This is a genomic window from Allopontixanthobacter sp., from assembly GCF_034376665.1.
Classification (GTDB): domain Bacteria; phylum Pseudomonadota; class Alphaproteobacteria; order Sphingomonadales; family Sphingomonadaceae; genus Allopontixanthobacter.
In genome coordinates, this window is sequence record NZ_JAXMJI010000120.1 from 1 (window position 1) to 12,434 (window position 12,434).

At 61.5% G+C, this 12,434-nt stretch carries 14 protein-coding genes; 13 read left to right on the top strand and 1 reads right to left on the bottom strand.

What is annotated here, in order from left to right:
• The 13 genes from U0988_RS13650 to U0988_RS13710 all read left to right on the top strand — a co-directional run.
• Positions 1-901: molybdopterin-dependent oxidoreductase (locus tag U0988_RS13650; protein ID WP_322293176.1), on the top strand; the 901-nt coding region annotated here is incomplete at its 5' end.
• Positions 898-1,107, top strand: a complete 210-nt coding sequence (locus U0988_RS13655; RefSeq protein WP_322293177.1) for a hypothetical protein — start codon at positions 898-900, stop codon at positions 1,105-1,107. The genes U0988_RS13650 and U0988_RS13655, both read left to right, overlap by 4 nt.
• On the top strand, positions 1,107-2,153 hold the full coding sequence (gene nuoH / locus U0988_RS13660; RefSeq protein ID WP_322293178.1) for an NADH-quinone oxidoreductase subunit NuoH: 1,047 nt from the start codon (positions 1,107-1,109) through the stop codon (positions 2,151-2,153). The genes U0988_RS13655 and nuoH overlap by 1 nt, the downstream gene beginning before the upstream one ends.
• Positions 2,150-2,638: an NADH-quinone oxidoreductase subunit NuoI gene (nuoI, locus tag U0988_RS13665; protein ID WP_322293179.1), complete on the top strand. Its 489-nt coding sequence runs from the start codon at positions 2,150-2,152 to the stop codon at positions 2,636-2,638. Before nuoH ends, nuoI begins: the two co-directional genes overlap by 4 nt.
• Positions 2,639-2,665: 27 nt before the next feature.
• Positions 2,666-3,292 (top strand): NADH-quinone oxidoreductase subunit J, encoded by a 627-nt coding sequence (locus tag U0988_RS13670; RefSeq protein ID WP_322293180.1) that lies wholly within the window; start codon positions 2,666-2,668, stop codon positions 3,290-3,292.
• 73 nt (positions 3,293-3,365) lie between these two features.
• The gene (gene nuoK / locus U0988_RS13675; protein ID WP_322293181.1) at positions 3,366-3,671 is read left to right on the top strand and encodes an NADH-quinone oxidoreductase subunit NuoK; all 306 of its coding nucleotides are present in this window, start codon (positions 3,366-3,368) and stop codon (positions 3,669-3,671) included.
• A 6-nt stretch (positions 3,672-3,677) separates the two neighbouring features.
• Entirely contained in the window at positions 3,678-5,738 is a 2,061-nt protein-coding gene (gene nuoL / locus U0988_RS13680) for an NADH-quinone oxidoreductase subunit L (RefSeq protein ID WP_322293182.1), read from the top strand.
• Positions 5,738-7,300, top strand: a complete 1,563-nt coding sequence (locus tag U0988_RS13685) for an NADH-quinone oxidoreductase subunit M (RefSeq protein WP_322293183.1) — start codon at positions 5,738-5,740, stop codon at positions 7,298-7,300. Before nuoL ends, U0988_RS13685 begins: the two co-directional genes overlap by 1 nt.
• Positions 7,300-8,763 carry an NADH-quinone oxidoreductase subunit NuoN gene (gene nuoN / locus U0988_RS13690; protein WP_322293184.1) on the top strand — a complete coding sequence of 488 codons (1,464 nt, stop codon included), beginning with the start codon at positions 7,300-7,302 and terminating at the stop codon, positions 8,761-8,763. The genes U0988_RS13685 and nuoN overlap by 1 nt, the downstream gene beginning before the upstream one ends.
• Before the next feature lie 10 nt (positions 8,764-8,773).
• Positions 8,774-9,484, top strand: coding sequence for a biotin--[acetyl-CoA-carboxylase] ligase (locus tag U0988_RS13695; RefSeq protein WP_322293185.1), 711 nt, complete (start codon positions 8,774-8,776; stop codon positions 9,482-9,484).
• Between the two features lie 11 nt (positions 9,485-9,495).
• Positions 9,496-10,272, top strand: a complete 777-nt coding sequence (locus tag U0988_RS13700; protein WP_322293186.1) for a type III pantothenate kinase — start codon at positions 9,496-9,498, stop codon at positions 10,270-10,272.
• Complete coding sequence (locus U0988_RS13705) at positions 10,269-11,915, top strand: ribonuclease J (protein WP_322293187.1); 1,647 nt, start codon at positions 10,269-10,271, stop codon at positions 11,913-11,915. The genes U0988_RS13700 and U0988_RS13705 overlap by 4 nt, the downstream gene beginning before the upstream one ends.
• A 4-nt stretch (positions 11,916-11,919) precedes the next feature.
• Complete coding sequence (locus U0988_RS13710) at positions 11,920-12,198, top strand: DUF1467 family protein (protein WP_322293188.1); 279 nt, start codon at positions 11,920-11,922, stop codon at positions 12,196-12,198.
• Positions 12,199-12,210: 12 nt separating this feature from the next.
• On the opposite strand, the gene U0988_RS13715 is transcribed toward U0988_RS13710, so the two are convergent.
• Positions 12,211-12,434, bottom strand: a 224-nt coding sequence (locus tag U0988_RS13715) for a hypothetical protein (RefSeq protein WP_322293189.1), incomplete at its 5' end; no start/stop codon positions are given.

A 12,434-nucleotide genomic window follows, 5' to 3' on the forward strand; every position in this document is an offset into this window, starting at 1 on the left:
CTGGGAAGCGGCGCTGGTGAACGCGCGGCTGCGCAAGGCAGTCAAGCGCGGGGCCAAGGTCTTCGTGGTCGGTCCCGAATGGGAAACGACCTATCCGGCGACATTCCTGGGCGATGATGTCAGCGTTCTGGGCAAACTGCCCAAGGCGGTTTCCGATGCCTTCAAGGATGCCGAACGTCCGGCGATGATCGTCGGCGGCGCGGGCTTGGCAAAGGGCGCACTCGCCCCGGCACTGGCGCTGGCGGACAAATTTGGCCTCGTGAAAGATGGCTGGAACGGATTCAACGTGCTCCACATGGCGGCGAGTCGGATGGGCGGGTTGATGCTGGGTTATGCACAGCCGGGCGGGATTGCGGATATCGCCGCGGCGAAACCCAAAGTTCTGCTGTCGCTCGGCGCGGACGAGGTGGATTACTCCGCCTTCGAAGGCGCGCTGAAAGTCTATATCGGCCACCACGGCGACAAAGGCGCGCATGCGGCGGACATCATCCTGCCCGCAGCGTCCTATGCGGAAAAGGACGGGACCTACGTCAATACCGAAGGCCGGGTGCAATATGCCGAAAAAGCCGTGTTCGCGCCGGGTGATGCGCGCGAAGACTGGACGATCCTGCGCGCGCTGGCCGATGCGTTGGGCGTGAGCGTCGGGTTCGACAGTTTTGCTGAATTGCAGGGCGCGATGGCCAAGGCGGTTCCGGCGCTTGGCGAGGAAGGTCTTGCCGATCTGGGCGCGCTACCGAAGGGTGACGCGAAGGCGAAAGCAGCCAAAGAGTTTGGGGGCGCGATCGCCTATCCGATAAAGGATTTCTACCTCACCAACCCGATCGTCCGCGCCAGCGCGGTGATGCAGCAATGTTCGGCAGAAATGCTCCACGGCGACGAGCTGAAGGAGGCGGCGGAATGAGTGCCTTTCTAACCGTCTTGGCGGCAGTGATCACGGCTGTTGTTGTTGTCATTGGGGTTATTCGACTGTCCGCGTGGATTACCAGCAAGAAGATTGCCGCTGATCCTCAGGCTTGGAAAGATAGCGCTTACGGCGGCGGACACGGATCATATGATTTGAATGATTACGGTATCGGTGGCGATGCCGGTGGTGGGGACGGAGACTAATGACCAACTTCTTCCAATCCCTCGGCATGTCGTATGACTGGGCGTGGGGCGTTGCCACCTTCGCAGGCGTCCTGCTGATCGCGCTGCCCCTCATGCTGGCGGTCGCGATGATAATCTATGTCGACCGCAAGGTGCTGGCCGCGATCATGATGCGGCGGGGGCCCAATGTGGTCGGGCCGTTCGGGCTGCTGCAGAGCTTTGCCGACGGTCTGAAGGTGTTCCTACAGGAAACCATCGTCCCGAGCGCGGCCAACAAGGGCCTGTTCCTGATCGCGCCGATCCTCACCTTCACCGTCGCGCTGGCGGCGTGGGCGGTGATCCCGTTCAATTCCGGCGCAGTTCTGGCGGACATCAACGTTGGCTTGCTGTATGTCCTCGCGATCAGTTCACTTAGCGTTTACGGCGTGGTCATCGCGGGCTGGGCGTCCAATTCGAAATATCCGTTCTTTTCCGCGATGCGCGCCGCTGCGCAGATGATTTCCTATGAAGTCTCAATCGGATTCATCCTGATCTGCGTGGTGCTGTGGGCAGGAACCTTCAACCTCAACGGCATTATCGAGGCGCAGCGCGGCCACGGGCTTGGTTTCGTCAACGCCTTCGTGTTCAACCCGCTGATGTTCCCGATGTGGGTGCTGTTCTTCATCTCCAGCCTGGCGGAAACCGCGCGCGCCCCGTTCGATCTCACGGAGGCCGAAAGCGAACTCGTAGCCGGATACCAGACCGAATATTCATCGATGAGCTTTGCGCTGTTCTGGCTCGGCGAATACGCGAACATCCTGCTGATGTGCATGCTGAACGCGATCCTGTTCTTCGGCGGATGGTTGCCGCCGTTCGACTGGGCGCCGCTGTATCTGGTGCCGGGCTGGATATGGCTGTTCGCCAAGACGTTCATGTTTTTCTTGATGTTCAGCTGGATCTGGGCGACCGTCCCGCGCTTCCGCTATGACCAGCTGATGCGTCTGGGCTGGAAGATATTCCTGCCGCTCAGCCTGGCTTTCGTGGTGCTGATCAGCGGTTATCTTATGGCAACGGGTCATTATTCATGAGCACCCTCACACATCTCATCAAATCCTACACCCTGTGGGATTTCCTGAAAGCGCATGCGCTGACCTTGAAGTATTTCTTCAAGCCGAAGGCGACGATCAATTATCCGTTCGAGAAGAACCCGATTTCCCCGCGTTTTCGCGGTGAGCATGCGCTGCGCCGTTATCCCAATGGCGAGGAACGCTGCATCGCCTGCAAACTGTGCGAGGCGGTGTGTCCGGCGCTGGCGATCACCATCGAGAGCGAACCGCGTGAAGACGGCAGCCGCCGGACAACGCGGTACGACATCGACATGACCAAATGCATTTACTGCGGCTTCTGTCAGGAAGCCTGCCCGGTAGATGCCATCGTCGAGGGGCCGAATTTCGAATACGCGACCGAAACGCGCGAGGAATTGCTCTACGACAAGGCCAAACTTCTCGCCAACGGGGACAAGTGGGAGCGGGCAATCGCCGCGAACCTTGAAGCCGATGCACCGTATCGTTAACGCGCGCGCTCAGGAACAACGGGGCTTATGATCCAGACTTTCGCCTTCTATCTCTTCGCGGTGCTGCTGATTGCCGCCGGGACGCTGACGATCCTGTCGCGCAATCCGGTGCATTCGGTGCTGTGGCTGATCGTGTCCTTCTTCAACGCGGCGGGCTTGATGGTGCTGGTGGGCGCGGAGTTCATCGCGATGCTGCTGGTGATCGTCTATGTCGGCGCGGTCGCGGTGCTGTTCCTGTTCGTGGTGATGATGCTCAACATCGATTTCGCCGAACTGCGCGCCGGTTTCATGAAGAATTTCCCGCTCGGGATCGCGATTGCGCTGGTCCTGCTGGCGGAGCTGATCCTCGGGATCGGAGCTTACGGAGCCGGGGTACTCGAGCTGGGCACGCCCGATGGCAGCGCCGCGCCTCTGGTCGGCCGCAGCAATATCGAGAATATCGGCGCGTTGCTCTACAGCGATTACCTGTTCCTGTTCGAGGCGGCGGGCCTGATCCTGCTCGTCGCGATGATCGGCGCCATCGTGCTGACCCACCGCGAACGTGCCTCGGGACCCCACCGCGGCCATCAGGACATCGGCAAGCAAAACCGCCGCCGTCCCGAAGATGCGACCATCAACACCCGTCCCGAAGTGGGCAAGGGAGTTAAATTGTGATCCTTCGACAGGCTCAGGATGAGCGGACACTTCGACAAGCTCAGGATGAGCGGACAACAGGAGTTGCGCCTTCATGATCGGCATCGAACATTATCTTGTCGTCAGCGCGGTTCTGTTCGTGCTCGGCGTGCTGGGCATCTTTCTCAACCGGAAGAACATCATCGTGATCCTGATGGCGATCGAACTGATCCTTCTGTCGGTAAACATCAATCTGGTCGCGTTCAGCGCCTTCCTCGGCGATCTGAGCGGGCAGGTGTTTGCCATGTTCGTGCTGACCGTCGCGGCGGGCGAGGCGGCCATCGGGCTGGCTATCCTGGTGATCTATTTCCGCCAGCGCGGCACGATCGCGGTTGACGATGTCAACCGGATGAAGGGTTAAGCCGTAGTGAACTCCATTCTCCTCATCACCTTCCTGCCACTGCTGGCGGCCATCGTCGGCGGGCTGGGCAACCGTGCGCTCGGCAATCTTCCGGTGAAGCTGATCACCACCGGGGCGCTGTTCGTGTCCTGCGCGCTCAGCTGGCCAATCTTCCTCGGCTTTATTGCCGGGGACGCGGAAGCGACCGTCGTGCCGGTGCTGCAATGGGTGCAGTCGGGCAGCCTCAGCTTCGACTGGGCGCTGCGGGTCGATACGCTGACCGCGGTGATGCTGGTGGTGATCACCAGTGTTTCCGCGCTCGTCCACCTCTATAGCTGGGGCTATATGGAGGAGGATCCGGACCAGCCGCGGTTCTTCGCCTATCTGAGCCTGTTCACCTTCGCCATGCTCATGCTGGTGACGGCGGACAATCTGGTTCAGATGTTCTTCGGCTGGGAAGGGGTCGGCCTCGCATCCTACCTGCTGATCGGCTTCTGGTTCCGTAAGCCGAGCGCAAACGCCGCCGCGATCAAGGCCTTCGTGGTCAACCGTGTGGGGGACCTCGGTTTCATGCTCGGCATCTTCGGAACGTTCTGGGTGTTCGGCACCGTATCGATCCCGGACATCCTGGCCGCCGCACCCTCGATGAGCGGTTCGACCATCGGCTTTCTCGGGTACCGCGTGCAGACGATGGATGTGCTGTGTATCCTTCTGTTCATCGGCGCGATGGGCAAGAGCGCGCAACTGGGTCTGCACACCTGGTTGCCGGACGCGATGGAAGGCCCCACGCCGGTGTCCGCGCTGATCCACGCCGCCACGATGGTGACCGCGGGCGTGTTCATGGTCTGCCGCCTGTCGCCGATGTTCGAAACCGCACCGATTGCGCTGGGCATGGTTACCTTCGTCGGCGCCGCGACCTGCATCTTCGCGGCGACGATCGGCACGACCCAGTGGGATATCAAGCGGGTCATCGCCTATTCCACCTGTTCGCAGCTTGGCTACATGTTCTTCGCCGCCGGCGTCGGTGCCTATGGCGCGGCAATGTTCCACCTGTTCACCCATGCATTCTTCAAGGCGCTGCTGTTCCTCGGCGCGGGCAGCGTGATCCACGCAATGCACCACGAACAGGACATGCGTTATTACGGCGGTTTGCGTAAGCAGATCCCGCTGACGTTCTTCGCGATGCTGGCTGGTACGCTGGCCATCACCGGGGTCGGAATTTACTGGCTGCACGCCGGGTTCGCAGGGTTCCATTCCAAGGATGCGATCCTCGAAGTGGCGTTCGCGCGCGGGACCGAGATGGGGCAATTCGCCTTCTGGATGGGCGCTTTTGCCGCGCTGCTGACCAGTTTCTACAGCTGGCGGCTGATGTTCCTCACTTTCTGGGGCAAACCGCGCTGGGAGGAGAGCGAGCATATCCAGCACGCCGTCCATCACGGCCATGACGATCCGGAGGCCCATAATCCGCCGGTGCAGGAAGACGCCGGGCAAGACGCGGTTCATTCGGTACCTTCGCCCGATCAGAATGACGGAACCGCCGGATACCATCCGCACGAAAGCCCGCTTTCCATGCTTGTGCCGCTAGGGGTGTTGGCCCTCGGCGCGGTGTTCGCCGGCTTCATCTTCAACCCGCAATTCCTCGACAGCGCGGAATTCTGGGGTGGCTCGATTTATTACAACGAAGATCTGATCCATGCCATGCACGCGGTTCCGCTGTGGGTGAAACTGACCGCGACGATCGTCATGCTGCTCGGCCTGTTCGGCGCGTGGCTGGCCTATATCCGTGACACGTCGATCCCCGGCAGATTCGTCGAGCAGTTCCGGCTGGTCTACCGGTTCGTGTACAACAAATGGTATTTTGACGAGCTCTATGATCTGATCTTCGTCCGTCCGGCCTTCTGGGTCGGCCGCAAGCTGTGGAAAATTGGCGACGAAGGCATCATCGACCGCTTCGGCCCCGATGGCGCGGCGTGGCTGGTGCTGAAAGGTACCGGCGCGGCCAAGCGCGTCCAGTCCGGCTATCTCACATCCTACGCGCTGATCATGCTGCTTGGCCTGATCGCCGCCGTAACCTGGGTCCTGATGTAATGGGCGGCTTTCCCATCCTTTCCGTAATGCTGCTGGTCCCGCTGGTCGCGGCGTTTGCGTGCCTGTTCGTCGAAGCCAAGGCTGCGCGCAGTATCGCGCTTGGCGCGACTCTGGTCGACCTGGCGCTGGGCATTCTGCTGTGGGCAAGCTACGATATCGGCGGCGCGCAGTGGCAATTCACCGAGAGCGTGCCGCTGTTCGCGGGCTTCAGTTACGCGCTCGGTATCGACGGGATCGCGCTTCTGCTGATCATGCTCAGCACCTTCCTGATGCCGATCTGTATCCTGGCGAGCTGGGAATCGATTACCGACCGGGTCGGCGAATACATGGCCGCGTTCCTGATCATGGAACTGCTGATGATCGGCGTGTTTTCCGCGCAGGATCTGTACCTGTTCTACATCTTCTTCGAGGCCGGCCTGATCCCGATGTATCTGATCATCGGCATCTGGGGCGGGAACAACCGGATTTACGCCAGCTACAAATTCTTCCTCTACACGCTGCTGGGTTCGGTGCTGATGCTGATCGCCATGCTGTGGATGGTCAACGAGGCCGGGACGACCGACATCCCGACCTTAATGAATTACGATTTCCCGGCCGGCGCGCAAACCTGGCTGTGGCTCGCGTTCTTCGCCAGTTTCGCGGTCAAGGTGCCGATGTGGCCGGTCCACACCTGGTTGCCCGATGCGCACGTTCAGGCGCCGACCGCCGGTTCGGTTATCCTTGCCGGGGTGCTGCTCAAAATGGGCGGGTACGGCTTCATCCGTTTCAGCCTGCCGATGTTCCCGGAAGCGTCCGCGCAATTGGCCTGGCTCATCTTCATCCTGTCGATGGCGGCAGTGGTGATCACCAGCCTGATCGCGCTGGTGCAGAGCGACATGAAAAAACTGATCGCCTACAGCTCGGTCGCGCATATGGCGATTGTGACCGTCGGGTTGTTCAGTTTCAACGTGCAGGGTCTCGAAGGCTCGATGATCGTGATGCTGAGTCACGGGCTGGTATCCGCCGCGCTGTTCCTGTGTGTGGGCGTGATCTACGACCGTCTGCACACCCGCGAAATCGACCGCTACGGCGGGCTGAGCATCAACATGCCGAAATACGCGCTTCTGTTCATGCTGTTCACCATGGCCAGCATCGGCCTGCCGGGGACCAGCGGCTTCGTCGGCGAGCTGTTGTCGCTGACCGGGATCTACGAGGTTTCCAGCCTGGTCGCGCTGGTGTGCACCACCGGGATCATCCTGGGCGCCGGATACATGCTCTATCTCTACCGCAGGGTCGCCTTCGGGGTTCAGAAAAACGCCGATGCGGCGGCTATGAAGGACATTGGCGTGCGCGAATGGTTGATGCTGGGGCCGATCGCCGCGGCGGTGCTGTGGATGGGGGTTTATCCCGAAAGTTTCCTCGCTCCGATGCGGCAGGATATCGCCGCGCTCGATGCAAGGCTGGTCCGCGCCGCACCCGATGGTGACGTAAAGCTGGTTACCGGACCGCCCCGCCGCGAAGCCGCCAACGCCATGCCGCATATTGTAAGCGAGCACGATGCCTCGGTCGAGGGGGCGCACTGATGGATTATACGATCTCCCTCTATCTGACCGCACCCGAGATTTTCCTGTCTTTGTCGGGTCTGATCCTGACCCTGATCGCCGCATGGGGCGGCCAGAAGGCTGGGCGGCTGAGCACCATCCTGGCTGTCGCTGCGCTGGTCGGTGCGTCGGCGATCACCGCGGAATTTCTGGTCAATCCGTCCTATGAACAGGGCGGCGACGCGTTTGGCGGTCTCTACCGGATGGACGCATTCGGCAGTGTCTCCAAGCTGCTGATCTATCTCGCGGCGATCGGTTGCCTGATCGTGACGCCGCGTTTCTTCGATCGCGGACGGGAATACCGGCCCGAATATCCACTGCTGGTGGTGTTCGCGTCGGTCGGCATGGGGATGATGGTTTCGGCAGTCGATCTGATGACGCTGTATATCGGCCTCGAACTGAGCAGCCTGTCGTCTTACGTGCTTGCGTCCTTTACCCGCAGCGACGAACGCTCGGCCGAAGCGGGTCTCAAATATTTCGTCCTCGGCGCACTCGCCAGCGGAATCCTGCTTTACGGCATGAGCCTGGTTTACGGCTTCTCGGGCAGCACCAGCTATCTCGCCATCCGACCTGCTTTCGAAGGCACACTGGGCAACGGCGCTCTGTTCGGAATAATCTTCGTGCTTGCCGGTCTTGCCTTCAAGATCTCGGCCGTGCCGTTCCACATGTGGACCCCGGACGTGTATGAAGGCGCGCCAACACCGGTTACGACCTTCTTCTCCACCGCCCCGAAAGTCGCCGCTATTGCGATGACGGCACGGATCACTCTGGATGCATTCGGCAATCAGGCGGACGCGTGGCGGCAAATCATCATTTTCGCCGCGCTCGCCTCCGTCGTGGTCGGCGCGCTGGGTGCCATCGGGCAAAGCAACCTCAAGCGACTGCTGGCCTATTCCTCGATCAACAACGTCGGCTTCATCCTCATCGGCCTTGCCACCGGCACCGCCGCCGGGGCGAGCGCGATGCTGGTCTATATGGCGATCTACGTCGCCATGTCGCTTGGCAGTTTCGTTGCGGTATTGATGCTGCGGGACAAGGACGGCAATCAGGTGGAGCGAATGGCGGATATCGCCGGCCTCTCCCGCGCGAAGCCCATGATCGCGCTGTGCCTCGCCGCGATGATGCTGAGCCTTGCCGGAATTCCGCCGCTGTTCGGATTCTGGGGCAAGTTCGTGGTCTTCCAGGCCGCGGTCGAGGCTGACATGGTGATACTCGCCGCCATCGGTATCGCCGCCAGTGTGATCGGCGCGTTCTATTACCTGAAGATCGTCAAGATCATGTATTTCGACGAACCTGCAGGCGTCGTGACGGGCAGCAACGATATAGCGCATTGGTCGGTGCTGGCACTGACCGCGATTTTCGTTTCGCCGCTCGGCTATCTCATGACCATACCGATGGGCGCGTTGGCAGACCGGGCTGCGGCTGCCCTGTTCGCCGTGATCTGACGCGCGCGGCTTGATTGAGACTGTCCCCAGGACCGGTTCGACCAATGGCGATCTTTCCGCCCGGCTGAAAGCGGGCGAACGCATTGCCGAGGGGCACTGGCTGGTGGCGGACCGGCAGAGCGCCGGACGCGGGCGGCAGGGCCGGGAGTGGTTCGACGGCACCGGAAATTTCATGGGATCGACGGTGGTTCACCTGAGCCCCGGCGATCCGTTCACGCCGACGCTGGCTTTGGTGGCTGGGCTGGCGTCCTATCAGGCGGTGGTGCCGCATTGTCCCGATCCGGTTCCGCTGCTTCTCAAATGGCCCAACGACCTGATGTATGCCGGGGCCAAGCTGGCAGGCATCCTGCTGGAACGGGAAGGGGACAGCGTCATCGTCGGCATCGGGGTCAATCTGGCGGCTGCGCCGCAGGTTGCCGGGCGCGAGACACTGGCACTGGCAAAATTCGGCCCTGCGCCCGACCGCGACCTGTTCGCGCATGCGCTGGCCGGGCACTTCGCCGAGGAATTGCAGCGTTGGCGCACCTACGGCACACAGCCGCTGATCAACCGCTGGGAAAGCACCGCCCACCCCGCAGGCACGGCGTTGACGGTAAACGAACAGACCGACGGGATCATCAGCGGCGTTTTCGATGGTCTGCTGCCCGACGGTTCGCTCCGCCTGCGCTTGGCGGATGGCACCAGCCGTGCCATCCATGCGGGCGATGTGATGCTCGCCTAGAGGAACTGCCCATGCTGCTTGTCGCCGATGTCGGAAATACCAACGTGGTCTTCGCCCTGTTCGACGGCAAGTCGGTCCGGGCGCGCTGGCGCATTGCCACCGATCCGCGCCGGACGGGCGATGAATATGCGGTCTGGCTCACCCAGCTGCTAGCGCTGGAAGGGGTCGAACGCAAGGAAGTGGACCGGTTCATCATCGGGTCGGTGGTCCCCCGTGCGATCCATAATCTGACGGTGCTGGGCGAGAAATACTTCGGCGTCACCCCGATGATCGCGGGCGAGGGCAAGGCCGCCTGGGGGATCACCGTCGATGTCGACGAACCGCGGTCCCTCGGCGCGGACCGGGCGCTCAACGCGATTGCGGCGCATGAACGGTACGAGGGGGACCTGATCATCATCGATTTCGGCACTGCGACCACTTTTGATGCAGTGGATTTCACCGGAGCGTATAAGGGGGGCATCATCGCGCCGGGAATCAACCTGTCGCTCGATGCATTGGTGGCGGGCACCGCCAAACTGCCGCGGATCGCCATTGAGGCGCCGCGAACGACCAGTGTGATCGGCCGCAACACCGAAGACCAGATGCTCATCGGGGTGTTCTGGGGCTATGTTGCGATGATGGAAGGATTGATTACCAAAATGCGTGAAGAAATCGGCCGACCCGCCAAGGTGGTTGCCACCGGCGGCCTCGCCATCCTGTTCGACAAGCACACCGACATGTTCGACTGCGTCGATTTCGATCTCACGCTGGAAGGCCTCGCAATTCTGGCCGATCGGGCGGCGAAGTGAAGAAGGATTTTACGCCGGAAAAAGAGCTCCTGTTCCTGGCACTTGGTGGTTCCGCCGAAATCGGCATGAACGTCAATCTCTACGGCTGCGACGGCAAGTGGCTGATGGTCGATCTGGGCATGACCTTTTCCGGCGACCAGTACCCCGGCGTCGACCTGGTGTTTGCCGATCTCGAGTTCATCGAGGACCGGGTGAAGGACCTGGTTGGTATCGTGCTGACCCACGGCCATGAAGACCACATCGGTGCCATCCCGTATTTTGCGGAAGAGCTCGGCGTACCGCTGTATGCGACGCCGTTCACCGCGGACCTCATCCGCCGCAAGCTGGAAGAAGCCGGACTGCTGCGCGAAGTGAAGATCAATGTGATCGAGGGGACGGACAGCTTTGCCGTAGGTCCCTTCGATGTCAGCTACGTCCCCCTCGCGCACAGCATCGCAGAGGGCAACGGCCTGATTATCGACACCCCCTACGGGCGCATTTTCCACACCGGCGACTGGAAGCTGGACGATGAACCGATTGTCGGTGATCCCACCACCGAAGAAGAGCTTACCGAACTCGGCGATGACGGTATCCTTGCGCTGGTGTGCGATTCCACCAACGTCTTCAACCCGGAATCCAGCGGCTCGGAAGGTGCGGTATATCAGGGTCTGATGGAAGAAGTGAAGCGCCACACCGGCAAGCGGGTGCTGGTCACCACCTTCGCCTCCAACGTCGCGCGGCTGCACACGCTGGGCGAAGTTGCGAAAGCGACGAAGCGCAAGCTGTGCGTCGCGGGCCGTTCGCTCGACCGGATCATCGAAGTGGCGCAGGACAATGGTTACCTGCAGGATTTCCCGGCGACGGTCGACTTTCAGACCGCGATGGGCCTCCCCCGCGGCGAAGTGCTGATCATGGCGACCGGCGGGCAGGGCGAGCCCCGCGCTGCGCTGGCCCGCGTGGCGGACGACAGCCATCAGATCAGCCTGCAGAAGGGCGATGTGGTGCTGTTTTCCAGCCGCCAGATACCGGGCAATGAAGTCGCCATCGGGCAAGTCCAGAACAAGCTCGCGGAACGCGGGGTGGTGATGGTCACCGATCGGCAGAGCGAGATCCACGTTTCCGGCCACCCCGGACGTCCGGAACTGGAAGCGCTCTATTCCTGGATCAGGCCCGAAATCCTGGTTCCGGTACACGGCGAAATCAAGCATATGCAGGAACAGGTCCGTGTCGGGCAGGCAGCCGGCATTCCGCACAACATCTTCCAGAAAAACGGCGACATCATCCGCCTGGCCCCGGGCAAGCCGGGCAAGCTGGCGGAAGTCCGCACCGGCCGTCTTGTGCTCGACGGAGACATCATCGTGCCGGCCGACGGCGAAGCCATTGCCATGCGCCGCCGGATGGCCCGCGACGGGGTGGTTATCGTCGCAATCGACAGCCAGTTGAAGCCGCATCTCGAATTGCTCGGGATGCCGCTGGACGAGGACGAGGAGGATTTCATCGCCGAAGCCTCCGCCGATATCGTCAAGGCGCTGCGCGCGCTGAAAGGTGCGGCCCGCAAGGATCGCGAATCCCTGACCGAGGCAGTCCGCCTTGCGACCCGGCGTGCGGCAACCCGGTGGAGCGGCAAGAAGCCGCAGGTCAAAGTGATCCTGATGGGGGGCTGACGCTGTGCAGTGGACTTCGATTGTCGCGATTTACCTGCTGGTTTGGGTGATGTGTGCCTTTGTGATGCTGCCGTTCGGCGTTCGCACGCATGACGAGTTGGGGCTGGAAAAGATTCCCGGCCAGGCGGATAGCGCGCCCGCGAATTTCCGGCCGCTTCACTTGGCGCTGCGCGCCTCGGTGGTGGCTGCGGTGCTGACCGCGGCCTATGTGCTGAATTACGAAAACGGGTGGATCAAGGCGGAGGACATCAACCTGTTCAAGCCCCCGCAAGACCCTGCCTGACCCCAAATAAATTCAGGTCCGCAGCCGCTCGATTGCCTGCGCAAGTGCGACATACAGCTTGCCCATGTCCGAACTGAGCAGGGTCACGCCGAGCGCGTGGCCATCGCGGGTCGATAACAGGACCCGCAGCATGGCTTCGAAGTCATGGATGTATCGGCTCACGTTCTCGGAGAATTCGCTGTCGGCGCTGTAAAGCCCGGCAATGTCCCGCGCCTCCGAGCTGTCGAGCAGTTGGA